We start from the raw sequence: 26,259 nt of genomic DNA on the forward strand, positions 1-26,259 counted from the left end.
CTAGGTCGCGATGCGGCTCCGGGATTGCCTGCGGAAAGCGTGGGCGCCGGAAAGGCGAGCGATATGATTCATGTTAGTCAACAGCCTGAAACCGATCGTATTGCGATCGGTTTTTGTTTAGTCTTCTTCTGTCAAAATCAATCGAATCACTTTTGCGGTCACGTCGAGTTCGATATGGTGTTGCCAAGGTCGAAAGCCCGTGATCGTACATGTGTCATTCGTGATTCGAAACGAGCAAACGCTCTCTTCCTCTTGATCGAGGACGGAATAACGACTAAAGTCTGATAAGCTCTGATAAATCGCATACTGTGGTGGTAGTTCATACGTCCAACCTTTTTCCAACATGATTTGATGCATATTCAAATCCCCCTAATGATTCTTTCCTAATAAGGATAACAAGAAAACCTTTGAAAGTGATAGATTAGTCTGTTTCATCGAAGGGAAAAAGACTTAAGACGTCATTACACATGGGAGGATTCAAGGTCATGAGAAAAGTGCTGATATTCGGAGGGTCACGTTATTTCGGGAAACGTCTCGCATTGCGACTTGCTGAGATGGGAGACGATGTGACGATTGTGACGAGAGGGCAACTGCAAGTACCAGAAGCTGAAGGGATTCGATCCATCAAAGGAGACCGGCAATCGGTCGCGACGATGAAAGACTTGGCACGTGAACGATACGACCTCATCTACGATAATATTTGCTTCACTCCGTATCAGGCGAAGATTGCCTCGGATGCGTTCATGGACAAAGTAGGGAAATACGTGCTCACGTCTACGATGTCGGTTTATGCACCAGGTCCTGAATTGAAAGAGAGCGATTTCAACCCACTCCACTATGAATATCACCTTGAAGCCGAGCATGATTATGGACAGGGGAAACGGGAGGCGGAGTCGTTCTTCTTCAACCGCGCCTCGTTCCCGGTGTCGACCGTGCGATTACCGATCGTCTTAGGTCCGGATGATTATACGGACCGTTTGAAGTTTTATGTGGACGCGATTCGAAACGAGGAACCGGTCGTGTTGCATCGTCCAGAAGCGAAGATGGGATTCATTTCGAGTGCGGAAGCGGCCGCCTTCTTAGAATGGGTCGGTCGGGCAAACGTGACCGGACCGTTCAATGCGGCGAGTGACGGTCTCATCTCCATGGGGGCCCTGATGGAGCGGATCGGTCAACATGTCGGAAAGCCCGTTCACATCATAAAAGATGGGGAGTCGTCGCCATACGATTCGGATGTTGACTACTATATGTCAATCGCCGAGGCGAAGAAGGCGGGCTTTGTGTTCACGCAACTCGATGACTGGATCGACCGGGTCATCATACAGACAATCCGAAAATAAAAACATCCTCTGTGGATACGGTCCACAGAGGATGTCTAATTATTTCCCGGCAAATACAGACGTCGAGTGTTGTGGATGACGAGCAGTCGGGTCCACAAGTTGCTTCACTTGGTTGATGGCGATCGGGGCTTCACCGAAACCTGTCGCAATCAACTTGACTTTTCCTTCGTAAGTGGCGATGTCACCACATGCGAAAATGCCGGCTACGGTCGTTTCCATACGTGAATCGACACGGATCGTGTTTTTCTCGAATTCCATTCCCCAGTTCTTGATTGGACCGAGAGATGAGACGAAACCGTAATTACAAATCAAATCATCGATTTCAACGATTTTTGACTCACCATCTTTATCCGTCAATTCAACAGATTCGATGTGTGTCTCGCCTGATAGTGACTCGATGTTGTACGGCGTGAGGACGTTAATCGTCGATGCCTTCATCTGTTCGACCGTATGCTCATGGGCGCGGAAGCGATCACGACGGTGGACGATGTGCACTTCTTTTGCGATCCCTTCGAGCATGAGTGCCCAATCGACAGCTGAGTCCCCGCCACCGGCAATCATGACGCGGCGATCGCGGAATTTTTCCATGTTATCGACAAAGTAATGCAAGTTCGCGTAGTCTTCACAACCGTCAAGCCCTAACGGACGGGCAGAGAAGGCTCCGTTTCCTGCTGTGATGATGATGGCTTTCGTATGATATTCTTCTTTATTCGTCGTCAATACGAAAGTGCCGTCCTCAAGACGTTCGACCGTTTCGACCGTTTCACCGAGACGGTAATCTTGTTCGAATTGGTCAGCCTGTGCCTTCAGTTGATCGATCAAATCTTGTGCTTTCACTTTTGGGAAGCCAGCGATATCGTAAATATATTTTTCAGGATAGAGCGTTGACAGTTGTCCGCCGAGTTGCGGTAAGCTTTCAATCAACGTCGTATCGAGTTGGCGCATGCCTGCATAAAATGCGGTGAACAGTCCGACCGGGCCGCCACCGATGATGATTACATCTTTCGTCGTCTTCATCAAATTCCTCCTCAAAACGTATACATTTATTATAGAGAGTTTATTGAATAAAATCCATTCAGTACAAACATGCAATACTTTCAAAAAAAATTCAAGAAGATAAGCTTTTCCATTGAGAAATCGATATAAAGAGCGTACAATGAAACAGAAGCAATTGTGAACAGACGTTGAACAAGAATGGGCTTTATTGTGAACATCTATGTGAAGAAACACACAACATAGTTGTTCAAAAAAACAAAATTTTAAACAAGGTGGAAATGAACATGAAACGACCTAACATTGTTATTCTCGGTGCGGGATTTGGCGGACTCATCTCAGCCGTTAACCTTCAAAAGACCCTCGCTGCAGGCGATGCGAACATCACGCTCATCAACAAGCATGATTATCACTACCAAACGACATGGCTTCACGAACCAGCTGCTGGGACGATGAACCCTGATCAAGCACGTGTATACATTAACGATATTGTGAACCCGTCACGTGTGAAACTTGTCAAAGGGATCGTCGATCGCGTCGATACTGCTGCGAAACAAGTAATGCTTGAAGACGGCTCTGTCGTCGAGTACGACTACGTCGTCATCGGTCTCGGTGGCGTACCTGAAACGTTTGGTATCCCTGGTTTGAAAGAGCACGCGATGACAATCAGTTCGCTGAACAGTGTTCGTAAAATCAAAGAGCACATCGAGTATTCATTTGCTCAGTACAAAACAAACGGTTCTTCTGACAATTCGTATGTCACGATCGTCGTCGGTGGTGCCGGTTTCACAGGAATCGAGTTTTTAGGCGAAATCGTCAATCGAGTCCCTGAACTTTGCAAACAGTATGATGTTCCACGCGAAGCGGTTCGCATCGTCAACATTGAAGCGGCGCCAACAGTTCTCCCAGGTTTCGACCCGGAACTTACGACGTACGCACAGAAATGGTTGGAGCGTAACGGTGTCGAGATGAAGCTCGGTAACGGAATCAAAGGTGTCGAGCCAGGCGTCGTCACGTTCGGTCCGCTTCAAGGAGACACGACGGAGACGATTCATGCAAACACAATCATCTGGACAGGTGGCGTGAGCGGAAGCCCGATCATCGAAAAATCAGGATTTGAAGCGGTTCGTAACCGTGTCATGGTCGAAGCAGATAACCGTGCACCAGGCCACGACAATGTCTTCATCATCGGCGACTGCTCGGCGGTCATGGACCCTGCATCGAACCGTCCATATCCACCGACGGCACAAATCGCGACACAACAAGCACACAATGTCGCTAAAAACATTGCGGCGCTCATCAATGGAAAATCGACATCTAAATTCACTTATGAGAGCAAAGGTACGGTCGCATCGCTCGGACATAACGATGGAATCGGAATCGTCATGGGCAAAAAAATCTTTGGCCGCAATGCCTCATTCATGAAGAAAGTGATTGATAACAAGCACTTCATCGAATTGAAAAAATATGGACTCGTCCTCAAAAAAGGGAAGTTTTAATCCTGAATGATGTACGGCTCGTTCTGAAACCGGAACGAGCCGTTTTTCTTGAGAAATTGTCACATGAAGTTCTTTGACCATATCAGTTGAAATTTTGTATAATGAAGAGCGGACAAGGGGGAACAACAGATGCATATCATTCAGGCAGTCATTGGGGCCGTTTTGTATATGACGATTTTTTTCAGTATTGGCTTCATCTTGAATATGTTACTTAAAAAGACATGGACACTCGTGTTCATTTATCCTATTTTTGTCATCATGGTGATTGATAATGTCAAACTTTCAAGTTACGTGACCGAGACGTCGACCGCGCTAACGAGTGTCTATGAAGGGCTCGTCGGGTTGCAACTTCTCGATTTGATCATGCTTGGCTTCGGATTGCTCGGCGCGATTCTGGCTGGTGTGACGATTCGTTACTTACGAAAGAGCGGTTATTCAATGTTTTAAATGGCGACAGAAATGTTCGCCATTTTTGTTTTGTCCCTACTTTTTTGGGGCATGAACCGATATACTAGATAGCGAAACGATTTTTAGTAAGGGATGCGATACGAATGACATTACCGATGTATACGATCAAAAAAGTGTTGAATAATAGCGTTGTCATTTGTCAACATGATACGGATCCGGAAGTCATTCTACTCGGGAAGGGGATTGGCTTTGGTAAGAAACCAGGCGACATCGTCGACCCTGCCAGCGTCCCGGACAAAGTGTATCAATTGACAGATAAAGAAGAGCAATCACAATATCGAGAACTCGTGAAACACGTAGACGAAGACTTCATTGCATTCATGCAAGAGATTGTTGGCTTCATCGAGACGAGCACGGGAAAGAAGGTCGATGAGCATATCCATATCGGTTTGACCGACCACTTGTTCTTCACGATGAAGCGAATCGAGCAGGGGATGGAAGTGACGAACCCGTTCTTACTCGAGACAGAATCGCTCTATCCAAACGAGTTTGCACTCGCGGAACGAATCGTCGATATGTTCCATGAACGACTGGACGTACTCCTCCCGGATGCGGAGACTGGATTTATTGCGCTCCACATCCACTCGGCGACAACGTTTAAAAATGTCCTCGAAGTCAATCGGCATAACCAGATCATCGGTCAAATCGTAAAAACAATTGAGAGTCGTTTGAACGTGAAAATGGACCGAACATCGCTTGATTATAAGCGCTTACTTCGTCACTTAAGGTACGCCGTTGAGCGAGTTGCGACGGGTGAGATGGTGGAGGCCCCACAAAAAATTGAAAAGGTGTTGCGCGATGAATATCCGCTATGCTATAGTACTGCTTGGGAGCTGATGGGCATCATGGAACGCGAATTAAAGCGTCCCGTCCCACGAGGTGAAGCGACATATTTGACGATGCATCTCCAGCGCCTAACAAGTAGATAAATGATCCCACGTGTCTTACGTGTTACTGATTCGATCAGGCATGAGTAAGGAGTGGAACGTACTGGATGTCTCTTTTGGGAGAAGTCTACGTTCTATCCTTATTCATGCCTTTTCTGTTTTTAAACGTGAATTATGAAAACGTTTAGATACGTCGGTCGTCTGACATCTACATCGCAATCATATTGTATATTCATGTTGAAAAAAGGAGGAAATGTTGATGTTTAAGCAAATTTTTGGTGTTCTTCAAAAAGTCGGTAAAGCACTCATGCTTCCAGTTGCAATCTTGCCTGCAGCCGGTCTTCTTCTCGCATTCGGTAATGCGATGCAAAACCCACAACTTACATCACGCGCTGGTTGGTTAACGAACGAAGGCGTCGTGAAATTCGCTCAATTGATGGAGCAAGCGGGTGGGATCATCTTCGCGAACTTGGCACTCTTGTTCGCAGTCGGTGTCGCCATCGGGTTAGCGGGTGACGGGGTAGCCGGACTTGCCGCAATCGTTGGATTCTTGATTATGAACAAAGTAATGGGTGTTTGGCTCGAACTTACACCTGATGTGTTGGCACAAGGTGACCCGGCATATGCGAACGTACTCGGTATCCCAACACTCCAAACTGGAGTATTCGGCGGGATCATCATGGGTCTCATCGCCGCATGGGCCTACAACAAGTACTTTAATATCGAGTTGCCACAATTCCTTGGATTCTTCGCTGGTAAACGTTTCGTTCCTATCGTCACAGCAATTTTGGCAGTTGTCGCTGGATTCGTCATGCTTCTCATCTGGCCACCTGTACAAAACGGTTTGAACACGTTCTCTAACTTCATGTTAGGTGAGAACCGTACGTTCGCTGCGTTCGTCTTCGGTTTGATCGAACGTTCATTGATTCCATTCGGTCTTCACCACATCTTCTACTCACCGTTCTGGTTTGAATTCGGTTCTTACACAGATGCAGCGGGTAACGTTGTTCGTGGTGACCAAGCGATCTTCTTCGCACAGATTCGTGATGGTGCTGAATTGACAGCAGGTACGTTCATGACTGGTAAGTTCCCGTTCATGATGTTCGGTCTTCCTGCAGCAGCACTCGCTATGTATCATGAAGCACGTCCAGAGCGTAAAGCGGTTGTCGGTGGTCTCTTGGCTTCTGCTGCCCTCACATCGTTCTTGACTGGTATCACTGAGCCAATCGAGTTCACATTCTTGTTCGTTGCACCACTTCTCTTCGCAGTACACGCAGTATTTGCAGGGTTCTCATTCATGATCATGCACCTTATGGACATTAAGATCGGGATGACGTTCTCAGGTGGTTTGATTGACTTCTTGCTCTTCGGTGTACTTCCAGGTCGTACGGACTGGTGGCTCGTTATTCCAGTCGGTCTCGCGTTCGCGGTTGTTTACTACTTCGGATTCCGTTTCGTCATCCGCAAGTTCAACCTCAAGACACCTGGTCGTGAAGATCAAGTTGTTGAGCAATCGACAGCTACTGGATCGGAACTTGCACAAGATATCCTCGTCGGTCTTGGTGGCTCACAAAACATCAAGCACCTCGACGCATGTATCACACGTCTTCGCGTTGAAGTAAAAGATAAAGATCAAGTCAATAAAGATGAGTTGAAACGTCTCGGGGCATCTGGTGTCCTTGAAGTTGGTAACAACATTCAAGCAATCTTCGGACCACGTTCGGACGCATTGAAATCAGAAATCCAAGCGGTCATCGCTTCAGGTAACGAAAAGAAAGCAAACTGATTGACTTCCTAGACCAATCCTTCGGGGTTGGTCTTTTTGTAGTTTATAAACTGAAACAGTTTCATCTACACGTCAACGGGAAAAAGAAAGTATTCTGACAAAGGAGGGAACCATGATGTGGAAGAAAGTGTTTGGTGTTCTACAACGGGTCGGGAAAGCACTCATGCTTCCGGTTGCAATCTTACCGGCAGCCGGTCTTCTCTTGGCGTTTGGTACCGCATTTCAAAACCCGGACCTCGTTGAATTACTTCCGTTTCTGGCAAATGACGCGCTAGTGCTGATTTGGCAAGTCATGACAGATGCCGGGGACATCGTCTTTGCGAACTTAGGGTTACTGTTTGCCGTCGGGGTCGCGATCGGTCTCGCGAACGGGGACGGCGTAGCTGGTCTAGCAGCGATTGTCGGGTATTTGATTATGAACAAAGTAATAAGCACGTGGAACGGCATTACCGCGGAAATTGTTCAAGGTGACCCGCAGTACGCGACCGTCCTCGGTATCCCAACGCTCCAGATGGGGGTATTCGGGGGGATTATCGCCGGGCTTGTCGCGGCTTATGCGTACAACAAGTATTTCAACATCAAATTGCCAGAATTTTTAGGATTCTTTGCCGGGAAACGGTTCGTTCCGATTGCGACGGCCGCATTCAGTTTGATTATCGGGATTGCGCTTGCGTATTTATGGCCACCGATCGGGAATGCCATTAACAACTTCTCAAGTACGGTCATCGAGGCAAACGTTGCATTGTCTGCATTTATCTTCGGATTAGTCGAACGTTCCTTGATTCCGTTCGGTCTTCATCACATTTGGTATTCTCCGTTTTGGTTCCAGTTCGGTGAATATACGAACCAGGCCGGCGATCTCGTACAAGGAGATCAGCGAATCTTCTTCGCGCAACTACGTGACGGGGTCGAGTTCACGGCAGGGACATACATGACCGGGAAGTTTCCGTTCATGATGTTCGGATTACCTGCAGCTTGTCTCGCCATGTATCATACGGTTTCGAAAGAGCGTCGAAAAGATGTGGAAGGTCTTTATTTCTCGGCCGCCCTCACGTCATTCTTGACAGGGATCACAGAGCCGGTCGAATTCTCATTCGTTTTCGTTGCACCTCTTCTTTTCGGGATTCACGCCGTCTTTGCCGGACTTTCCTTCATGACGATGCACTTACTCGATGTCAAGATCGGGCAAACCTTCTCAGGCGGACTCATCGACTTTCTTCTATTCGGTGTCTTGCCGAACCGGACGGCCTGGTGGCTCGTCATTCCGGTCGGTCTCGTCTTTGCGGTCATTTACTACTTCGGTTTCCGATACGCCATTACGAAGTTTGATTTGAAAGTGCCTGGACGCGATATTCAAACAGGTGCGAAAGGGGACCGGGCGGCAATTGGGGACGATTTGCCGTATGAGGTACTCGTTGGACTTGGAGGACCTGAAAACATCAAGCATTTGGATGCTTGTATCACCCGACTTCGTGTCACGGTAAATGATGTGAAACAAGTCGACAAGGATTTGCTAAAAGATCTGGGTGCTGCTGGTGTCCTTGAAGTAGGGGACAACATTCAAGCGATCTTTGGACCGAAATCGGACACACTCAAATCACAAATCGCGACCATCATCGAAGGTGGCGAGTATAAACCGAAAGAGAAAGTAGAAAAAGCCGTCATCACGCCAGAGTCCGCAGAACAGGCAGACCATCGTTTCTTGGCACCGATGTCGGGAGTGTTACTGTCACTCGATGATGTGCCGGACCAAGTCTTCTCAGCTCGAATGATGGGAGAAGGATTTGCGATTGAGCCAAGTTCCGGACAGGTCGTTTCACCGGTGACAGGTCAAATCACGACATTCTTCCCGACGAAACATGCAATCGGCATCTTGTCTGACGATGGACGTGAGCTATTGATTCACGTCGGACTCGATACGGTCAATTTGAAAGGGGAAGGGTTCACGGCGAAAGTCGAAGAAGGCACGCGGGTCGAAGCGGGAGACGTCCTTCTCGAAGTTGACCTCAGCGCAATCCGAGATAAAGTGCCGTCACTCATCACACCGATCATTTGGACGAACGGAGACGGAAAAGTTGTCGTCGTACCGTTCGGTGAGACGGTCGTCGCCGGTGAGGCACTCGATTTTAGAGCAGATGACAAAGGGCCAGAGTAATGAATGATGTGAGTCGCTCCATACGAGGAGCGGCTCTTTTCGTGTAGTTACTTCAATGTTCCTTATTCCGGATCGTGAGAGTTCCGTTTATAGTGAAGAGGAATTCTCATGAAAGAAGGGGTACAGATGAAAGAATCTATCCAGTTGAATCACGGTCAGAAAGCTATTCCTGCCATTGGGCTTGGTGTCTTTAAAGTAGAAGATGGGGACACGGTCATCGATGCCGTCGTTGAAGCGATTCGTCAAGGATACCGCCATATCGATACGGCATCTGTTTACGAGAACGAGGAAGGTGTCGGGATTGGAATTCGGAAAGGGATGGAAGTTGCAAACATTTCCCGGGACGAGCTGTTTATCACGTCGAAACTATGGAATGCCGATCAAGGCTATGATTCAGCCATTGCCGCTTATGAAGCATCGCTCGAACGTCTTGGATTGGAGAAGCTTGATTTGTACTTGATTCATTGGCCGGTGGAAGACAAAATCGTCGACTCTTGGCGCGCACTCGAAACACTATACCGTGCTGGACGTGTCGGAGCGGTCGGAGTGAGTAACTTCCAAACGCATCACCTCGAGACGCTTGCTATGAACAGCGAACTCGTTCCAGCCGTGAACCAGGTCGAACGGCATCCGTTGCTTCGTCAAACTGAATTGACCACATATATGAGCGAGCATGAGGTCGTACCTGTCGCTTGGGCCCCGCTCATGCAAGGTGGATTGTTCGAAGAGGCGACTTTAGTAGAAATTTCGAAAGAAGTGAATCGTTCTGTCGCTCAAGTGATATTGCGCTGGCATCTCCAAACGGGGTGGGTCATTATTCCGAAATCAATCAAACCACATCGAATCGAAGAGAATTTCAGCTTAAACGATTTTGAGTTGAATAAAGAACAGATGGAGCGAATTGATGCGCTAGACCGACATCGCCGTGTCGGTCCGGACCCTGACAATTTCGACTTCTAAATAAGTATGTAAAAAGGTCCTTCTCTCGCTCTCGAGAGAAGGACTTTTGACGTTATTTTTTAATGTCGAACTTTTCGCTAAGGAAGTTCACGACTTCTTCAGCTGTATCCATGTTGAGGACTTCGTTGACGATTGCTTCAGTTTCCGTCTTCGTCAAGCGTTTCACGAGGCTACGTGCACGAAGGACGCTTGAAGCGGACATCGAGAACTCGTCGAGTCCAAGACCGAGAAGGATTGGAATCGCGAGCTCTTCTCCTGCCATCTCTCCACACATTCCGACCCATTTGCCGGCTTTGTGTGCTTCCGTGATGACGTTGTGGAGAAGGTTCAAGATGGCAGGATTGAACGGTTGGTACAAGTAAGATACTTTTTCGTTCATGCGGTCTGCCGCCATCGTGTATTGAATCAAGTCGTTTGTACCGACCGAGAAGAAATCGACTTCTTTTGCGAACTGCTTCGCCATGACGGCAGTTGATGGGATTTCGACCATCATCCCAGTCTCGTATTGACCGACTTCGATTCCTTCTTCTTTCAACTTCGCTTCTTCTTCGAGAAGAAGGGCTTTCGCCGCGCGGAACTCTTCGAGTGTCGCGATCATCGGGAACATGATGGCGAGGTTACCGTGAGCTGATGCGCGGAGAAGGGCACGGAGTTGTGTACGGAAGAGATCTGTCTCCTCGAGGCAAAGGCGAATCGCACGATAGCCGAGGAACGGGTTCATCTCTTTCGGAAGGTCAAGATATGACAACTCTTTGTCGCCACCGATGTCGAGTGTACGGATGACGACTTGTTTGCCTTCCATCCCTTCGAGAACCGTTTTGTATGCTGTGTACTGTTCTTCTTCTGTCGGGAATGTTTCAGAGTCCATATACAAGAACTCTGTACGATAAAGACCGATTGCGTCCGAACCGTTCTTCAAGACACCTTCTAAGTCGTTCGGTGTCCCGATGTTCGCGGCGAGCTTCACTTTATGACCATCCGCTGTGACAGACTCTTCATTGACGAGTTGCTTCAACTCTTCTTTGTAAGCTTCGAAGTCAGCACGTTTGCCCTCATATTCTTTGACGAGGTCCTCCGAAGGATTGACGAACACGTCACCTTCAGTACCGTCAATGATGACGAGGTCGCCGTTCTTGATCTCTTCAAGGGCTACTTTTGTTCCGACGACTGCCGGAATTTCAAGTGAGCGTGACATGATGGCAGAGTGTGATGTACGTCCGCCGATGTTTGTCGCGAATCCTTTGACGTATTTACGGTTGAGTTGTGCCGTATCTGAAGGTGTCAAATCTTCTGCGATGATGATGACTTCTTCTGAGATGGCAGCAGGTGTAACGAATGTCACCCCGAGAATGTGGGCCATGACACGTTTTGTCACGTCACGAACGTCAGCGGCGCGCTCGCGCATATACTCGTTGTCCATCGATTCGAAAATCATGATCATCGTTTGGGCGACTTCATCAAGTGCTTTCGCGGCATTCATGTTTTCGCTTTCAATTTTATCGTTCACTTGTGAAACGATTTCTGGGTCCTCAACGATTAAAAGGTGGGCTGAGAAGATCTCGGCTTTGTCTGGACCGAGTTCACGGAGCGTGTGCTCGCGAATTCCTTCAAGCTCAGTTTTTGATTGTGCGATCGCATCTTGGAAACGTGCCTTTTCTGCAGCGACATCTTCAACCTTGTGTGATGGGATATCGAATGAAGGTGTTTCCATGACGAATGCTTTTGCAACTGCGATTCCTGCAGATGCACCAATACCTTTAATGTGTGACATAAGCGTAGTCCCTCTTTTCAAAGAAATAGTGTACTTTCCTGTCTCGTTACTTCATACCCGAAAAGAAAAAAGAATTAACGAGAACGAAGAAAGTTAAAGTAGCAACGGTCTACGACTAGGGGAAGCCTCGACCAGTCAAAATGGCCTCACTTCAGACTGAAGAGAAGCTCGATTGCGTACTTTCTTATCCTATCATAAAATAAAACAACGTCACAATGAGGAGATAGCCCGTGAATTCGAAGATTTCTTGACTCTTGCGCAAACCATTTCATTATTCTATAGAAGTTCGTTATGCTTACCATATATAAAGAAGGGAAGTGGCAATATGTATCAGATTGCTGAACTAAATTGGACAGATTCATACGAGACAATCGTCGTCGGGATCGGGGCGGCGGATTCGATCGATGAAGGACTCGATGCGTTGTTTGGTGGACGGGTGAAAGCACTCATTCAATCAGGAGACCTCTCCACGAAAACAGGGGAAGTGGCAATCCTCCCAACATTCGCTGGCGAGACGGCGCGCGTCTTATTTGTCGGACTCGGTCAACGAAACGATCTCACGACCGAGAACGTTCGGAACTGGTTCGGGAAAGTCGCGAGACTCGTCAAAAAACGAGGCTTAAAAGACGTTGCGGTCGCGCTCGATACGTTCACAGAACATGCGGCACGGATTTTTGCAGAAGCGTATGAAATGGCGACATATGAACACCCTACATACAAGTCTGAACCGAAACAAGCGGTAGAAGAACCGACAATCACCTTGCTCGGTGATGTGACCGAGACGGATATCGATGCGGGCGTGGCTTATGGGAAAGGGGTCAACGTCGCACGAACGTTGACGATGATGCCGGCCAATATATTGACGGCGGAGACGTTAGCAGATTATGCGGTTGAAATGGCGAAACGTCATAATTTCAAATACCGTATCCTTGATAAAGAAGAGATGGAAGGTCTCGGTATGGGCGCATTGCTCGCAGTCAATCAAGGGTCGACAATTCCGCCGAAATTGATTGTGCTCGAATATGATGGGGCAGAAGGCGAGGCCCCAATTGCCGTTGTCGGAAAAGGTGTCACATTCGACACCGGCGGTTATTCGATTAAGCCAAAAGATGGCATCGTTGGAATGAAAGGCGATATGGGTGGTGCGGCGACCGTCCTCGGTTTATTCGAGACACTAGGGACGACGCGCCCAAATCGTAACGTGATCGGAATCATCGGAGCAACGGACAACATGATTTCGGGCGATGCATTCAAACCGGATGATGTGATCACAGCGATGAACGGGAAGACGATTGAAATCTTGAACACGGATGCAGAAGGACGTCTCGTCTTGGCGGATGCCGTCACGTTCGCTAAAACATACGAACCTGCGGCCATCATCGACGTTGCGACGTTGACTGGTGGTGTCCTTGTCGCACTCGGTACCGATGTGACAGGCTGTCTGACAAATGATGATACGCTCTATCGTTCACTTGAGACGGCTAGCCAGGAAACGAATGAACTCGTTTGGAAAATGCCATACTTTGATGTCTTCATCGATAAAGTGAGAAAATCAGAAGTCGCCGATTTGAATAATTCGCCAGGTCGATTCGGACATATGATTTTCGGGGGCGCATTTGTCGGTGAGTTTGTCGGAGACACGCCATGGCTTCATCTCGATATTGCAGGAACGAGTGAGCGGGCATCGGCAAGTGACCTCGGTCCGAAGGGGCCGACTGGTGTCATGGTTCGGACACTCGCACGGATGATTGAATCGTGGGAGCGGTAAAAGCAGGTTTGGTAGTCGGTTTGGCGATTGTGTGTGGTGTTTGCTACACGGTTTGGCCAAACCGATTTTGGTTAGGAAGTACGGTGTTTCTCGCCGTGTTTGGCGTGTTGATGATGTTACAGGAGGTACGACATGGTCGGAGTAGGAATTGATGGCGCACGTGGAGGCTGGGTACGAATCACATACGATAGTATTTCTCTATGTTTGACGATATCGGAAACGTTAGAGGAGTTACTCATCGAGGATGCTATGCATTTTGTGGACATGCCAAAAGAATTAGGGACGGTCGACGAACCGAGTCGAGAATGTGATGCTTGGATGCGAAGCCGGCTCAAAGAGCGTAAGTCGTCAATCTTCACACCGCCGATTCAAGAAGTGATGTATGAGGCGACGTATGAGGAAGCGAATGAGAAAAGTCGGGAGCTAATCGGTAAGGGGATAAGTAAGCAGGCATGGAATCTCGTTCCGCGTATCCGTGAGTTTCAACAGATCACAGCAGACAATGTCTACGAATCGCATCCGGAGGTCTGTTTCTCGGTCATGATGGGGCAGGAGGCGACACATCGGAAAAAGACGATCGAAGGTCAAGATGAACGGATCGAGTTGCTTCGGAAGTACTCGTTAAGTTCGCCGTGGAAATGGAAGATGTCGAACGTACAAGTGGACGATATCATCGACGCATGTATTTTGGCAGTGGCGGCATACGAAGCCGGAGTGAGCGGTCTCTCGCTACATCCGAAAGTACCGACTGTTCCGTCAGTAGCTGTACCTCAAACACAGGAAGAGCGATGAAATGAAGATTTCATCGCTCTTTTGTTGTCGTGGCAGACGGTCCGGTGATGAACTTCCACATATAGTGAAACACTTTGGCATTATATAACGCCTTCAGGAGTACAGCGAGAACAGGTCCAAGGATGAACCCTAACACACCGAATAGCTTTAAGCCGACAAAAATCGAGATGAGTGCAGCGAGAGGATTCAATCCGATGTGGGAGCCAACGATTTTCGGTTCTGCCAAGTTACGTTGGACGATGACGATGATGTATAGGACAATCAGTCCAATCGCGACGAACCAGTCACCTGACACTGCAGCATAGGCGGCCCATGGAATGAGTAACGTCCCGACCCCAAGATAAGGTAAGAGGTCAAAGAAACCCGCAAGTAAGGCGAAGGAAAGCGGATTATCGACGCGGAGAATAAACATTCCGACGAGTACGATTCCAAACGTGATAGAGATGAGGGTGAACTGTGCCCGGATATACCCGAAAAGGGCGGATTTAAGGTTAATCATCACTTCCTCGAACTCCTTGAAACCTTTCCGTTCATTCAAACGATTGAGTGAATCGACGTATGATGGCCAGTCTTTTGTAATGAAGAACCAGGCGAGCACGATGACGATGACGAGTAACAATACGAGCGGAAGCGCGGCGAGCATGCCTTGTAGTACACTTGCCACACCGCGTGACAGGACGCCGATTGCGGCTGCGAGCTGGACACCTAGCTCCGTGATCCCTCCCTCCAATGAAGTCGTTTGGCCCGGATTCAATTGTTGATAGCTCTCATACGCATCATTGACGAGAGGGGCGATCCTCTCATTGAACAGGCGTTGGATGAACTCGGTGAGTGTCTCGATTTGCTCTGGGAGCCGCTCTGCGGCAACTGTCGCATAGTGAATCAATTGGATGACGACGATGGTTATGATTCCGACGACGATGCTAAGTACGATGATCAAGGAAATAAGTGTACCGAGTGCACGAGGCATATTCGTCTTTCGTTCAAAGAAGTTGACGAGTGGGACGGTCATCAAGGATAAGAGAAGGGCAAACACGAAAGGGTACGTATATTCGAAAAGTATATTCAGTACCCATGTGATTAAAATTAATCCGATCACAACGAGCACGAAACGAAGCAATTGCCATAGTCTTACCGATGACATGGAAAACCCATCCTTTCCGGACAACTAGATTGAGCATAGTATATCATGTAAGCGGTAAATATAGCAGAAAGACAGGTGAATGAATATGAAAGAAGTACAACAAAAAGTGGATGCGATGATTCTTCATTTAGGAGGTTATTGGAGACCTCTATCTGGTCTGGCAAGATTATTAGAGGAAGTCGGAGAACTTGGCGGGGCATTGCGTAATGCGATAGACGAAGAGATCAAGGAAGAATTGCTCGACGTGCTCGTCATTTCAACGTGTCTCGCAAACCAATATGCAATTACCCTTCGTCAACCTGAGGCGAGCGACAGCGGGGAGACGAGAGATCAAGTTTATTTTCGAATCGTTGAAGAGGCGGGCGAGGTGGCTCGTATATTGAACGCTTATGAAGGAGACAAGAAGCTAAAGCCGAATCGTGAAGGAGAGTCGTTAAAGGACCATATCGAGCGGCTACAGTGCGCCGTCATGTCTCTTGGCGCATCTTTCAACATGCGATTGTTCGATTTACTGTTTGCGTTGATTGAAGAGAAGTCGACACGTGATTTTGGAAGGTTTGACCATACACCAGACCCAATTACGGAATCATCGGTCCGTACCTATTTATCACACCGAAATGGTCGGTATTGGGGAGGGATTCCGGTTAAATCATTTGAGCGTTTCGACCGATATATTGAACGAGAGCAACATCTACGACGGTTTTATAAAATCGCAACGATTGAAGGATTAGACGGATTCGTCATTCATCAGCAGCGGGATGGGCTGATCTTTACAGGAGATTTGCCGGTGATTGAGGGCTTCGAGCTGACGGTAGAGGACTATGCTTCTGGAACGTATTTTGTCGTCCGCCCGACCCGTTAAAAACATTTACCTTTTTATCAAAAACATTCATCTTTTTTTCAAATATTTACTTTTTTTAAAAAAGCATTATGCTAATATGTAATTGTTGTTAGTAGGAAATGCCGCAATAAGAAAGGAATATTTTGGATGAAAATGAAGCTATTAAAAGTTGCCCTCATCTTAACGGTCCTATTGTTTGGGATGCAACTCCCGTCTGTTGAAGCAGCGACTTACGATGGAGAAACGACTGTCAATTTGAACATTCGTACTTCACCTAGTCTGAGTGGAACGGTAGTGGACACATTGCCGAGAGGCACGAAAGTGAAATATGGTACGCATAATCAGTCATGGCATAAGGTGTACGTAAACAATCGTACATACTACGCCTCGGCCCAATACATCCGTAAACTTTCATCCACTTCAAGCTCGTTGTCGACCCAATCGACAACGTCTACCGGCGTGACGACTGCGAACTTAAATATTCGCGTCACATCCCATCGATCGGCAAAAATCTACACGACGCTGAAGAAAGGGACGGAAGTGAAGTACGCGATTCACAATTCCTCATGGGCAAAAGTCTTTTTGAATGGGAAGACGTATTATGCGGCGAAAGCCTACATCGCCCCGAAGCTCGCTGAGTCGAATGTGGATCGGACGAACGGCTACACCAACCGTGACTTAAAACTATTTGCTGAACGGAATCAACGCTCGAAAGTACAGAAGGTTCTTCCGAAAAACACGTCTGTCGTATCGAGCAAGTATAACTCGAGCTGGTCGGTCGTCTATATCGGGAACGAGACATACTATACACCGACGTGGGGAATCACACCAGGCACCCTCGATACGGGCGTGGAGAAGCAAAATGGTTATGCGAATCGTGATTTGAAATTGTTTGCCGAACGGAACCAACGTGCAACGGTTCAAAAAGTACTCCCGTTGAACACGGCCGTCGTCTCGAGCAAATACAATTCGAGCTGGTCGATTGTCTATATCGGGAACGAAACGTATTATACGCCGTCGGCTTACATCTCGACGTCGAAAACATCGACTGAACCGCCGACGACAACAAAACCAAACGATGGATTGACCCAAGGATATGCGAATCGTACAGTCAATTTGTTTGGTAAAACACATCAAAGTTCACCGATTCAACTCGTACTTCCAAAGTATACGGCTGTTTCCTATAAGCCATACAACTCGAGCTGGTCGACTGTTCATATCGGTTCGAAAACGTACTATACTGCCAGTTCATGGTTGACGGAAGGGAAAGCTCCTGCAGAACCGGAAGCCGCTCCTAAAGGGAAAGTATACATTAACACCCCGGGAGATGTGTTGAATGTCCGATCGAAGGCGAGTCTGAACTCGAACGTGGTCGGCCGACTCAATCACGGGACTGAAGTTTCTCATTATGGGACGGTGAACGGGTTCCATAAAATCAAGTTCAACGGACAAGATGCGTATATTTCTTCAGCATTCGTTACGACATCTAAGCCAAGCACATCGACTGGAACGGTCATCGTTCTTGATCCTGGTCATGGCGGGAAAGATCCTGGTGCAGTGAACGGTTCGCTCTATGAGAAAACGATTGTACTCGACGTAACGAAACGGGTAGAAGCCTATCTTCGTTCGAAGTACAATTATACGGTTCGCCTGACACGTTCGACTGATGTTTATTTAACATTAGACCAACGAGTTGCTGCAGCCAAATCGTTACGTGGGGACTTGTTTGTTAGTATGCACGCCAATGCAGCAACATCCTCTGCTGCAAAAGGGATCGAGACGTTCTATTCTTCGAGTTCTGCGCATAGTGCCCGCAGCCGTGTGCTCGCTTCAAACATTCAAAGCAACTTGGTCAGTAAAATGAGCGGAATGTCCAACCGAGGAGTGAAGACGGCTAACTATTACGTCATCACGTACAATACAATGCCATCTGCCCTCGTCGAACTTGGATTCATTTCTTCACCTACCGATTATGCGTACCTTCGTAGTGATGCATCTCGCCAACGTATGGCGGAAGGTGTCGCTGAAGGAATCGCCAAGTATGTTCGAACATATTACTAAGTGATCAACCTTAGACGATTTCAATCGTCTAAGGTTTTTTTACATGCAAAAGACCGAACCTCGTTGAAGGTTCGGTCCAGGCTGTTGACTAACATGAATCATATCGCTCGCCTTTCCGGCGCCCACGCTTTCCGCAGGCAATCCCGGAGCCGCATCGCGACCTAGGTCGCTGCTGGGTCTCCGTCGGATTGCAATCCTTTCGGAGTCGGGGCGCCGTCGGGCGAGCAACGCAAACGGTCGTCATCTGGCGGCCGTTTGTCTTTTTCTGAGGCGTTGATGGTCGAAGAAAAAGCCCGATCCATACTTCGAACCGGTCCAAATGAGGAAGAACATAAACGCCATGTCCACGTGCAAGTCGCTTTACCGGCTGCGACTGCAAGCCGTCGAGCGCTCGCTGAACATAAAAAAGACGAACTAAATCGCACGTGGCGATTTGGTTCGTCAACAGCCTGGACCGAAGTTCGTTGAACGTTCGGTCCGCTTTATAAGTCGTCAAATCCGTTTGCATCGGTCACTTTCGCATAAGAACGCGATTTTTGCTCGAAGAAGTCCGACTTTGTCGCATTGAGCGAATCGTCTGAATAAGCACGGATCCAAGGCATGACGTCTTCATCGTATCCTTCGTATAAATCGTTTAATCCGATGACACGCAAGCGTTTATTCGCCAAGTATTTGACGTAATCACGCATTTCACTGACGTCGAGCCCATCGAGGTCGCGTAGCACGTATTCACACCATTCAATCTCAAGGTCGACCGCCTCTGACATCGTATCGTATACGAATTGACTGAACTGACCGTCCTCGTCAATCTTTGGATTCTCTGTCAACACGGCACGTAAGAGCTGGCTGATGAAATAAGAATGTTGCATCTCGTCACGTTGGATGTAACTGATCATCGTCGATGTGCCGACCATTTTTTGGTGACGCGCGAGGTTATAGAAATAGGCGAAACCTGAATAGAAGTTGATCCCTTCTAGAATGACCGAAGTGACGAGCGACTTTGCAAAATTCTCAGCATTCGGTGTCTCACGGAACTCTTCATACAGGTCCAGGATGAACTGATTGCGCTTCATGACCATCTCGTCGTCTTTGGCGATATCAAAGATCCGATTTTGTTCCGCGAGTGGTACGAGACTCGATAGGACGTAGCTATACGATTGATTGTGTACGACTTCCTGTTGTGCGATGACCGCGAGGACGGCATGAACAGATGAATCGGAAGAAAACATGGAAGATTCTAAAATGTATCGAGTTTGGACGGAGTCAAGAATCGATAACAACCCGATGATGCGTTTGAACGCATCCTGCTCTCGCTCAGTCAGCTGTGGCCATTGTTGCATGTCCTTAGACATTGAAATTTCATCAGGAATCCAAAAATTAGATAACAACTGTTTATAAATCGTATAAAACTGAGGATACGCGATATCGTTCCAGTTGACGATCGAGCTCGTTTCGCCGCCGATGATGGCGGTTGCCCGGTTAGGATGTTTGGGCGACAATAATTTGATTTTCTGAATCGACATGATGCATAACTCCTTCTTCTACATGTTGAGCCATCCGCTCTGCCCAGTACTGGACGTTGTACGGTTGGTTACGTGGGGACTGTTCAATTTTAAGCAGCTCCCCGGCAAGCGGGATTCCGAATTTTGAAAGGTGGTACGCCATCTCGTCGACGGCGCGGCAGAAATGTACAAACATTTTGTCACCAGTTCCGAATACCGCTGCTTGTCGAATCGGCACTTGTAGTTCCTTCAACACGAGGCGAAACGTATCCTTCATTTCGTCTGGTAAGATTCCGTCTGCCCACGTGTAGGAGCCGAAATAAACGAGATCGAACGTAGCGAGTGACTTCGCTTCACGATAGCCGACTCGATCGGCATCATATCGAACGACCGTATCTCCACGACGATGATGTGTCGACTCGATGAGCGATGCTACTTCTTCTGTGTTTCCGCTCATCGAATGACAAATGATTGCGATGTTCATTAGTAGACCACCTTTCAGAAAAACGGACTAGATTCGTGATGTGACGATTGGTTACGAGGCGCAAGACTCACATTCATCGACTTCGACGGTTGTTGAACGTGTGTAGTAAATCGACTTCATCCCGAGTGACCAGGCTTCAAGATGCATCGCAAGAAGCTCTGTCGCCTTCACATCATTCTTCACGTACAAGTTGAAGCTGATTGCTTGGTCGATATGGCGTTGGCGTGCCGCGTTTTGACGGATACTCCATAACTGATCGACTTCAAATGCGGATTTATAGAACCAGTTCGTCTCCGGCGTCAAGTCCGGCACCGTGACTGGAATCTTATAATTTTTCTTCTCCTCCGAATAGACCTTCTTATAAACTGGGTCAATCGAAGCCGTACTGCCAGCGATGATGGCGGTTGAAGAGTTCGGTGCGACGGCCATCATATAGGCGTTGCGGACGCCGTTTTGATGTACTGCTTCAGCGAGACCATCCCAATCAAGGTCATCATGTGAACGATAGTTCCGGCGTTTAAAGTATTCACCCGTATGCCATTCCGATCCCTCAAAGACCCCGAATGCACCTTTTTCCTTAGCGAGTTCCATCGATGCCTGAATCGTGAGATACGCAATTTTTTCATACAGTTTTTCTGCGTATTGTACAGCATCGACCGACTCCCAGCGGATGCCTTCGAGAGCGAGCAGATGGTGCCATCCGAACGTTCCGAGCCCGACGGCACGATACTTCTGGTTCGTGATCATCGCCTGTGGGACTTCGATCGTGTTCAAATCGATGACGTTATCAAGCATACGCATCTGAATCGGGATGAGCCGTTCAAGAACGTCTGCCTTCACCGCCCGGGCGAGGGCAATCGAACTCAAGTTACAGACGACGAAATCCCCTGGTGTTTTCGTGATGACGATTTTTCCGTCTTGCGTGTACTCTTCTTCAATCGTCGTGGCCGACATGTTTTGTGCGATTTCTGAACAGAGGTTTGAACTGTAAATCATACCGGCGTGTTTATTTGGGTTGGCACGGTTCACCGCGTCACGGAAGAACATGTATGGGGTCCCGGTCTCAAGTTGTGAGCGCATATAACGCTTCACGAGGTCGATGGCTGGGACCGTCACACGAGACAATTCTGGCGTGTTGACACATTCCATATATTTCTCTGTGAAGCTTCCGCCGTTCTCTGATTCGTCAAAATAGTCTTCAAGGCTATATCCCATCACGGTACGAATCTCGTGTGGGTCGAACAGATGCCATTCGCCGCGTGCCTCGACCGTACGCATGAAGAGGTCCGGTAAGCAGACGCCCGTGAACAAGTCGTGTGTCCGGAGACGCTCATCGCCGTTGTTCAATTTCGCATCGAGGAACTCAAAGATGTCTTTATGCCAGATGTCTAAATAGACAGCGATCGAGCCTTGGCGCATCCCGAGTTGATCGACCGAGACGGCCGTGTTGTTCAGTTGCTTCATCCAAGGAAGAGCACCACTTGAGACACCTTTGAATCCTTTGATGTCACTTCCGCGTGACCGGATCTTCCCGAGATAGACACCGATTCCGCCGCCACCTTTTGAGAGCGTCGCCACGTCGGTGTTCGAGTCGTAGATGCCACGGAGCGAGTCATCGACCGTGTCGATGAAGCAAGAGCTGAGCTGTCCGTAGGATTTCCCAGCGTTTGATAACGTCGGTGTGGCGACCGTCATATAAAGGTTCGAGAGAGCCCAGTATGCCTCTTCAACGAGCTTCAAGCGTGTCTCTTGACCTTCTTTTTGCATGAGGGTCATCGCGATGACCATGAAGCGTTCCTGTGGAAGCTCATACAAGTTCTTCACATGATCGCGCCCAAGATAGCGGTCCGACAACGTTCGGAGTCCGATGTATGTGAAGAGACGGTCTCGGGATGGGTCAATCAACGTTTCGAGATGGTCCATGTCTTCTTTTGAGTACGTGTCAAGAAGGGCGGAGGTGAAGATGCGTTTTGCTGTTAACGTCTCGACCAATTGATAAAAACTTCCGTAACGCATGGGAGCTTCGTAGCCACGGTTTCGTGCCGCTTCTAAGTAGAGACGATTCAAGTACATCTCCGTCGCGACGAACGTCCAGTCCGGTTCTTCAGCTTTTAACATATCGAGAGCGTGCATCGTCAATAAGTCATACACTACATCTTGTGTTAGCGACTTTGTCTCGAGCGCTCGAATCGCCCGTTCTTCATAACGTTCCACACTCAAGTGAGGATACCTTGTCTGGATAGAGTGGATAAGAGAAGAGACGTCAGCAAGCGTTGGAACCGCTGGTAACATCGTCTCGTGCTGGATAGGTGATGTCAAAATCGATCACTCCTTTATATGATGTAGATGGTATGAAAGAATAATATATACTTCCGAACCTGCCATAATATCGTGTCAACGCTTAAAATGCCTGTTAACTATATATTGACACTTTTTTATCTTTTTAATCATAAAACACCTACATTTAGTTTTTCAATCCTTGACATTCTGAAATGTGCCCGTCGCTTTTTTGCTTTTGCTCCAAAAGGGCTTCATGACCCGATTTGAGAGGGAGAACTGAGATGGAAAAAAATTATGAATTGGCTTTGCGTGTTTTTTCACAAATCGTTGAATCCGATTTCAACCGTGATCATGAACTATTTCGTCAGTTGGTTTAACGTGGAATTGACTTCATTTGACGTACTGCATCAACATTCCTGCATAGTCATTCCATACTAGATATAGTGTTCCGATGAAGCACGAAATATGAATCCGTTTGTCAAGGCTGGCATCCGAGTAAAAAGTAAGGTAGATTGATGAGGTAGGGCACATCATTTTACGAAAAGAAGGGTTTAACAAGTGCGTACAGAAGACTTATTATTAACATGGGACCCGCTCGGATACGGGGTGGGCTCGTACAGTCCAGAATTCGATGAGGTGATGATGGCATTAATTGATGTCGACTCTCCGGAGCAGCTCACCGAGGTGATGCGCCGCACGCTTCTTGAGGCGTTCGATGCGTGTCCATCAGAACGAGAGATGTATGAGATGGCGCAGCGTCTTTTCGCGTCGTTGTCTTGCCAACTATAAGGAGGAATAAATATGTTACGAATTGATCCAACACCAAATCCAAATGCAATGAAAGTGACACTCCCAGAAAACGTGTTCGGGGCGAAAAGTCAAAGCGTGAAAGCTGGCGAAGCGACAGACCAACCGCTCCTCGCAAAACTCGTCGAAATCGAGGGAGTCGAGAGCGTGTTTGCTTATGGTGACTTTGTGACCGTATCAAAAGAGGCTGACGTGAGCTGGGAAGCAATCCTACCACATGTCGAGACGGCGTATCGCGGATGAATCCGCTCGTCTCGATCGTCATTCCGGCTTATAAACGCGAGACGGAACTGACGGAACTGCTTGAAAGCCTGACGGTCCAAACGTTTCAACAGTTTGAAGTCTTGATCATGAATAATGAGGGGCCGCCAAAACAACATCTTTTGGCGCCTTTTTTGAATCGGTTGGATGTCCGTGTGATTGAAGTCGGTGAGAATCATCACGTCCGTGCCCGCAATCGTGGCGTTGTCGAATCAAAGGGTGACATCATCTTGTTGCTAGACGATGATGACCTTCTTATGCCGACGCATCTCGAGGACGGTTTACGCGACCTTCAACAGGCTGACTTTGTCTATACGGACGCCGAACTGTTCCGCTTTGAATGGATTGATGGACGCCGCGCCGTGACCGAATGGGAACCGTTTGCATATGAGTTTGATTCAGAGCGGATGCGCCAGGACTCGACGTTTATCCCATCCGGTACGATGTATCGGAAAGCAATCCATGACTCGATTGGATTGTTCGACGAGGACGTCTACAATTACTGGGACTGGGATTTCTTTTTGAGGGTGATGGAGAAGTTCATCATCTCCCATCCGGCGCGTGCGACCGTACTTTATGCATTCAACGGAACCGACAACCTGTCGGCAAAGCAAGATGAAACGAGACGTCGTTACTTTGACCGATTCTGTCAAAAGCATCGGCTGACAGATATGGAAATGAAGAACTTCCATATCGTTCAAAAAGAACGACGTTCATATGTGAGACAGACAGAGAGAACGTTCTCAGGCACGCTACCTGGTCGGACGGAAGGAGATTGAGTATGTATTCATCAAAAGAACTGGAACTGTTAGAGTTGTTAGAAGAAAAAGGGTATCTCGAGACGAAGATGCTAGCTGACTTGTTAGCGGTCGATGAAGCGACGATCGAGTCGATGCTCGAGAAGTTTAAACAAGACGGAATCCTCCTTGGATTTCGGGCGATGGTCAACTGGCAAAAAATCAATCGTCATGATGTGACGGCTTTTATCGATGTCAAAGTGACGCCGAAACGGGGTCGCGGATTTGATGATGTGGCCGAACGGATCTATCGTTTCCCTGAAGTGACGGCACTTTATCTGATGTCAGGCGCGTACGACCTTCAAGTCGTGATTCGGGCGAACTCGCTTCAAGACGTAGCCTCGTTCGTCTCGGACAAGCTGTCGCCTCTCGACTCGGTCTTGTCGACAACGACACACTTCAAATTGAAAACATACAAACATGACGGGATCTTGTTCACCCCACAAACTGAAGACAAGCGCTTGAACATTACGCCATGAAGTCACTATCGAATCAAGTCGTCTCGATGAAACCGTCGGGCATTCGCCGATTCTTCGACTTAGCACAGACGATGGAAAACGTAGTTTCTCTTGGGGTAGGGGAACCAGATTTCATCACACCATGGAACGTGCGCGAAGCGAGCTACGCCGCACTCGAAGAAGGATATACGGCTTACAGTGCCAACGCCGGGCTCATCGAATTGCGAGAAGAGATCGCGAGTTATATGAAAGAACGTTTTTCAGTCCATTACGACCCGGCGTCAGAATTGATTGTCACGACAGGGGCCTCGCAAGCGCTCGATATCGCATTCCGATCCCTCCTCAATCCGGGAGATGAGGTCATCGTGGTCGAACCGGCATTCGTCTCATACGGTCCGTTGATTGAAATGGCGGGAGGAAAGGTGGTTCCCGTCGCATGTCGTCCTGAGAATGGGTTCCGTCTTGACCGAAACGACGTCGAGGGAGCCATTACGGAACGAACGAAGGCGATCTTGCTTTGTTTCCCGTCTAATCCGACAGGTGCGACGATGACTGGCGACGAACTTGCCCAAATCGCTGAACTGGCGACGAAGTATGACCTATGGGTCGTGAGTGATGAGATTTATGCAGAACTGTGTTACGACGAACCGTTCGTTAGCTTTGCGACGCTACATGATATGCGAGACCGAACAATTGTCGTGAATGGTTTCTCGAAGGCGTTCGCGATGACGGGGTGGCGCCTTGGATTCACGTGCGCACCGGAAGTCGTGACGCGAGAAATGTTGAAAGTACATCAATACGGCATGATGTGCGCCCCGACACTCGTTCAGTTCGGAGGGCTTGAGGCGCTTCGAACTCGCAACCAACATGTGCCGGGTATGGTAAAGAGCTATCGGCAACGTCGGAACTACTTCATTCAAGCACTGAATGAGGCGGGACTGCCGACGCATGTACCAGGTGGGGCATTCTATGCGTTCCCTTCGATTCGTCACACCGGGTTGACGAGTGAAGAGTTCGCGGAGCGTCTATTAATCGAAGAACGTGTCGCCGTCGTTCCGGGGAATGCTTTCGGTGAAAGCGGTGAAGGGTTCGTTCGAGCGAGTTATGCGACGTCGCTTGAACAATTACAAGAGGCGATTCGTCGAATCGAACGCTTTATGAAACAATTCGAGATGACGACCACGCGACAAGACTCTCAACGATGA

23 protein-coding genes and 1 pseudogene are annotated in these 26,259 nt (G+C 48.2%); 17 read left to right on the forward strand and 7 right to left on the reverse strand.

Annotation, left to right across the window (positions count from 1 at the left end; all coding sequences use genetic code 11):
• Positions 1 to 117 precede the first annotated feature (117 nt).
• Complete coding sequence (locus KNP00_RS03410) at positions 118 to 357, reverse strand: hypothetical protein (RefSeq protein ID WP_215142295.1); 240 nt, start codon at positions 355 to 357, stop codon at positions 118 to 120.
• Positions 358 to 485: 128 nt separating this feature from the next.
• On the opposite strand from KNP00_RS03410, the gene KNP00_RS03415 reads away from it, so the two are divergent.
• Entirely contained in the window at positions 486 to 1,340 is an 855-nt protein-coding gene (locus KNP00_RS03415; protein WP_215142298.1) for a Rossmann-fold NAD(P)-binding domain-containing protein, read from the forward strand.
• A 39-nt stretch (positions 1,341 to 1,379) separates the two neighbouring features.
• Here KNP00_RS03415 and KNP00_RS03420 read toward each other — a convergent pair whose 3' ends face one another.
• Entirely contained in the window at positions 1,380 to 2,360 is a 981-nt protein-coding gene (locus tag KNP00_RS03420; RefSeq protein WP_215142300.1) for an NAD(P)/FAD-dependent oxidoreductase, read from the reverse strand.
• Positions 2,361 to 2,620: 260 nt separating this feature from the next.
• On the opposite strand from KNP00_RS03420, the gene KNP00_RS03425 reads away from it, so the two are divergent.
• The 6 genes and pseudogenes from KNP00_RS03425 to KNP00_RS03450 all read left to right on the forward strand — a co-directional run bounded on the left by KNP00_RS03425 (position 2,621) and on the right by KNP00_RS03450 (position 10,088).
• Positions 2,621 to 3,832, forward strand: coding sequence for an NAD(P)/FAD-dependent oxidoreductase (locus KNP00_RS03425; protein ID WP_215142302.1), 1,212 nt, complete (start codon positions 2,621 to 2,623; stop codon positions 3,830 to 3,832).
• A gap of 129 nt (positions 3,833 to 3,961) precedes the next feature.
• On the forward strand, positions 3,962 to 4,279 hold the full coding sequence (locus tag KNP00_RS03430) for a YuiB family protein (RefSeq protein WP_215142304.1): 318 nt from the start codon (positions 3,962 to 3,964) through the stop codon (positions 4,277 to 4,279).
• A gap of 104 nt (positions 4,280 to 4,383) precedes the next feature.
• Positions 4,384 to 5,229, forward strand: a complete 846-nt coding sequence (gene glcT, locus KNP00_RS03435) for a glucose PTS transporter transcription antiterminator GlcT (RefSeq protein WP_215142307.1) — start codon at positions 4,384 to 4,386, stop codon at positions 5,227 to 5,229.
• 217 nt (positions 5,230 to 5,446) lie between these two features.
• Positions 5,447 to 6,946 (forward strand): annotated as a pseudogene (gene ptsG, locus KNP00_RS03440) (glucose-specific PTS transporter subunit IIBC); the annotation flags it as partial.
• Between the two features lie 142 nt (positions 6,947 to 7,088).
• Entirely contained in the window at positions 7,089 to 9,128 is a 2,040-nt protein-coding gene (ptsG, locus tag KNP00_RS03445; protein WP_215142311.1) for a glucose-specific PTS transporter subunit IIBC, read from the forward strand.
• A gap of 108 nt (positions 9,129 to 9,236) precedes the next feature.
• Complete coding sequence (locus tag KNP00_RS03450) at positions 9,237 to 10,088, forward strand: aldo/keto reductase (RefSeq protein WP_276312641.1); 852 nt, start codon at positions 9,237 to 9,239, stop codon at positions 10,086 to 10,088.
• Positions 10,089 to 10,140: 52 nt separating this feature from the next.
• On the opposite strand, the gene ptsP is transcribed toward KNP00_RS03450, so the two are convergent.
• A complete protein-coding gene (ptsP, locus tag KNP00_RS03455; RefSeq protein ID WP_215142313.1) occupies positions 10,141 to 11,859 on the reverse strand; it encodes a phosphoenolpyruvate--protein phosphotransferase in 1,719 nt (572 codons plus the stop codon).
• Positions 11,860 to 12,184: 325 nt separating this feature from the next.
• Between ptsP and KNP00_RS03460 the strand changes: the two genes are divergently transcribed.
• Positions 12,185 to 13,627, forward strand: coding sequence for a leucyl aminopeptidase (locus KNP00_RS03460; RefSeq protein ID WP_215142315.1), 1,443 nt, complete (start codon positions 12,185 to 12,187; stop codon positions 13,625 to 13,627).
• Positions 13,628 to 13,759: 132 nt separating this feature from the next.
• A complete protein-coding gene (locus tag KNP00_RS03465; RefSeq protein WP_215142317.1) occupies positions 13,760 to 14,419 on the forward strand; it encodes a DUF429 domain-containing protein in 660 nt (219 codons plus the stop codon).
• A 10-nt stretch (positions 14,420 to 14,429) separates the two neighbouring features.
• On the opposite strand, the gene ytvI is transcribed toward KNP00_RS03465, so the two are convergent.
• Complete coding sequence (gene ytvI, locus KNP00_RS03470; RefSeq protein ID WP_215142319.1) at positions 14,430 to 15,563, reverse strand: sporulation integral membrane protein YtvI; 1,134 nt, start codon at positions 15,561 to 15,563, stop codon at positions 14,430 to 14,432.
• An 85-nt stretch (positions 15,564 to 15,648) separates the two neighbouring features.
• Here ytvI and KNP00_RS03475 point away from each other — a divergent pair, with 85 nt between their 5' ends.
• From KNP00_RS03475 to KNP00_RS03485, 3 genes are all read left to right on the forward strand, one after another.
• Positions 15,649 to 16,425 (forward strand): MazG nucleotide pyrophosphohydrolase domain-containing protein, encoded by a 777-nt coding sequence (locus KNP00_RS03475; protein ID WP_240542695.1) that lies wholly within the window; start codon positions 15,649 to 15,651, stop codon positions 16,423 to 16,425.
• 126 nt (positions 16,426 to 16,551) lie between these two features.
• Positions 16,552 to 18,465 (forward strand): N-acetylmuramoyl-L-alanine amidase, encoded by a 1,914-nt coding sequence (locus KNP00_RS03480; RefSeq protein ID WP_215142322.1) that lies wholly within the window; start codon positions 16,552 to 16,554, stop codon positions 18,463 to 18,465.
• A gap of 276 nt (positions 18,466 to 18,741) precedes the next feature.
• Positions 18,742 to 18,933 carry a hypothetical protein gene (locus KNP00_RS03485; RefSeq protein ID WP_215142324.1) on the forward strand — a complete coding sequence of 64 codons (192 nt, stop codon included), beginning with the start codon at positions 18,742 to 18,744 and terminating at the stop codon, positions 18,931 to 18,933.
• 14 nt (positions 18,934 to 18,947) lie between these two features.
• Here KNP00_RS03485 and KNP00_RS03490 read toward each other — a convergent pair whose 3' ends face one another.
• The 3 genes from KNP00_RS03490 to KNP00_RS03500 are packed head-to-tail and all read right to left on the reverse strand — an operon-like array spanning position 18,948 to position 22,770.
• Positions 18,948 to 19,988, reverse strand: coding sequence for a ribonucleotide-diphosphate reductase subunit beta (locus KNP00_RS03490; protein ID WP_215142326.1), 1,041 nt, complete (start codon positions 19,986 to 19,988; stop codon positions 18,948 to 18,950).
• Complete coding sequence (locus KNP00_RS03495; protein WP_215142327.1) at positions 19,945 to 20,451, reverse strand: flavodoxin domain-containing protein; 507 nt, start codon at positions 20,449 to 20,451, stop codon at positions 19,945 to 19,947. Before KNP00_RS03495 ends, KNP00_RS03490 begins: the two co-directional genes overlap by 44 nt.
• Before the next feature lie 51 nt (positions 20,452 to 20,502).
• On the reverse strand, positions 20,503 to 22,770 hold the full coding sequence (locus KNP00_RS03500; protein WP_338082252.1) for a ribonucleoside-diphosphate reductase subunit alpha: 2,268 nt from the start codon (positions 22,768 to 22,770) through the stop codon (positions 20,503 to 20,505).
• A gap of 519 nt (positions 22,771 to 23,289) precedes the next feature.
• Between KNP00_RS03500 and KNP00_RS03505 the strand changes: the two genes are divergently transcribed.
• The 5 genes from KNP00_RS03505 to KNP00_RS03525 are packed head-to-tail and all read left to right on the forward strand — an operon-like array spanning position 23,290 to position 26,259.
• Positions 23,290 to 23,520, forward strand: a complete 231-nt coding sequence (locus KNP00_RS03505) for a DUF1871 family protein (RefSeq protein ID WP_215142328.1) — start codon at positions 23,290 to 23,292, stop codon at positions 23,518 to 23,520.
• Between the two features lie 12 nt (positions 23,521 to 23,532).
• Positions 23,533 to 23,781 carry a NifU N-terminal domain-containing protein gene (locus tag KNP00_RS03510; RefSeq protein WP_215142329.1) on the forward strand — a complete coding sequence of 83 codons (249 nt, stop codon included), beginning with the start codon at positions 23,533 to 23,535 and terminating at the stop codon, positions 23,779 to 23,781.
• Positions 23,778 to 24,578: a glycosyltransferase family 2 protein gene (locus tag KNP00_RS03515; RefSeq protein ID WP_215142330.1), complete on the forward strand. Its 801-nt coding sequence runs from the start codon at positions 23,778 to 23,780 to the stop codon at positions 24,576 to 24,578. The genes KNP00_RS03510 and KNP00_RS03515 overlap by 4 nt, the downstream gene beginning before the upstream one ends.
• 2 nt (positions 24,579 to 24,580) lie before the next feature.
• Positions 24,581 to 25,075: an Lrp/AsnC family transcriptional regulator gene (locus tag KNP00_RS03520; RefSeq protein WP_215142332.1), complete on the forward strand. Its 495-nt coding sequence runs from the start codon at positions 24,581 to 24,583 to the stop codon at positions 25,073 to 25,075.
• A complete protein-coding gene (locus KNP00_RS03525) occupies positions 25,072 to 26,259 on the forward strand; it encodes an aminotransferase (RefSeq protein ID WP_215142334.1) in 1,188 nt (395 codons plus the stop codon). The genes KNP00_RS03520 and KNP00_RS03525 overlap by 4 nt, the downstream gene beginning before the upstream one ends.

It is taken from the genome of Exiguobacterium qingdaonense (assembly GCF_018617855.1).
GTDB lineage: Bacteria > Bacillota > Bacilli > Exiguobacteriales > Exiguobacteriaceae > Exiguobacterium > Exiguobacterium qingdaonense.

What these genes read in the sequence shown, in the direction of transcription:
- KNP00_RS03410 (WP_215142295.1), bottom strand. Translation starts at nt 357, where the DNA reads ATGCATCAAATCATGTTGGAAAAAGGTTGGACGTATGAACTACCACCA.
- KNP00_RS03415 (WP_215142298.1), top strand. Translation starts at nt 486, where the DNA reads ATGAGAAAAGTGCTGATATTCGGAGGGTCACGTTATTTCGGGAAACGT.
- KNP00_RS03425 (WP_215142302.1), top strand. Translation starts at nt 2,621, where the DNA reads ATGAAACGACCTAACATTGTTATTCTCGGTGCGGGATTTGGCGGACTC.
- KNP00_RS03430 (WP_215142304.1), top strand. Translation starts at nt 3,962, where the DNA reads ATGCATATCATTCAGGCAGTCATTGGGGCCGTTTTGTATATGACGATT.
- glcT (WP_215142307.1), top strand. Translation starts at nt 4,384, where the DNA reads ATGACATTACCGATGTATACGATCAAAAAAGTGTTGAATAATAGCGTT.
- ptsG (WP_215142311.1), top strand. Translation starts at nt 7,089, where the DNA reads ATGTGGAAGAAAGTGTTTGGTGTTCTACAACGGGTCGGGAAAGCACTC.
- KNP00_RS03450 (WP_276312641.1), top strand. Translation starts at nt 9,237, where the DNA reads ATGAAAGAAGGGGTACAGATGAAAGAATCTATCCAGTTGAATCACGGT.
- ptsP (WP_215142313.1), bottom strand. Translation starts at nt 11,859, where the DNA reads ATGTCACACATTAAAGGTATTGGTGCATCTGCAGGAATCGCAGTTGCA.
- KNP00_RS03460 (WP_215142315.1), top strand. Translation starts at nt 12,185, where the DNA reads ATGTATCAGATTGCTGAACTAAATTGGACAGATTCATACGAGACAATC.
- KNP00_RS03465 (WP_215142317.1), top strand. Translation starts at nt 13,760, where the DNA reads ATGGTCGGAGTAGGAATTGATGGCGCACGTGGAGGCTGGGTACGAATC.
- ytvI (WP_215142319.1), bottom strand. Translation starts at nt 15,563, where the DNA reads ATGTCATCGGTAAGACTATGGCAATTGCTTCGTTTCGTGCTCGTTGTG.
- KNP00_RS03475 (WP_240542695.1), top strand. Translation starts at nt 15,649, where the DNA reads ATGAAAGAAGTACAACAAAAAGTGGATGCGATGATTCTTCATTTAGGA.
- KNP00_RS03480 (WP_215142322.1), top strand. Translation starts at nt 16,552, where the DNA reads ATGAAAATGAAGCTATTAAAAGTTGCCCTCATCTTAACGGTCCTATTG.
- KNP00_RS03485 (WP_215142324.1), top strand. Translation starts at nt 18,742, where the DNA reads ATGGTCGAAGAAAAAGCCCGATCCATACTTCGAACCGGTCCAAATGAG.
- KNP00_RS03490 (WP_215142326.1), bottom strand. Translation starts at nt 19,988, where the DNA reads ATGTCGATTCAGAAAATCAAATTATTGTCGCCCAAACATCCTAACCGG.
- KNP00_RS03495 (WP_215142327.1), bottom strand. Translation starts at nt 20,451, where the DNA reads ATGAACATCGCAATCATTTGTCATTCGATGAGCGGAAACACAGAAGAA.
- KNP00_RS03510 (WP_215142329.1), top strand. Translation starts at nt 23,533, where the DNA reads ATGTTACGAATTGATCCAACACCAAATCCAAATGCAATGAAAGTGACA.
- KNP00_RS03515 (WP_215142330.1), top strand. Translation starts at nt 23,778, where the DNA reads ATGAATCCGCTCGTCTCGATCGTCATTCCGGCTTATAAACGCGAGACG.
- KNP00_RS03520 (WP_215142332.1), top strand. Translation starts at nt 24,581, where the DNA reads ATGTATTCATCAAAAGAACTGGAACTGTTAGAGTTGTTAGAAGAAAAA.
- KNP00_RS03525 (WP_215142334.1), top strand. Translation starts at nt 25,072, where the DNA reads ATGAAGTCACTATCGAATCAAGTCGTCTCGATGAAACCGTCGGGCATT.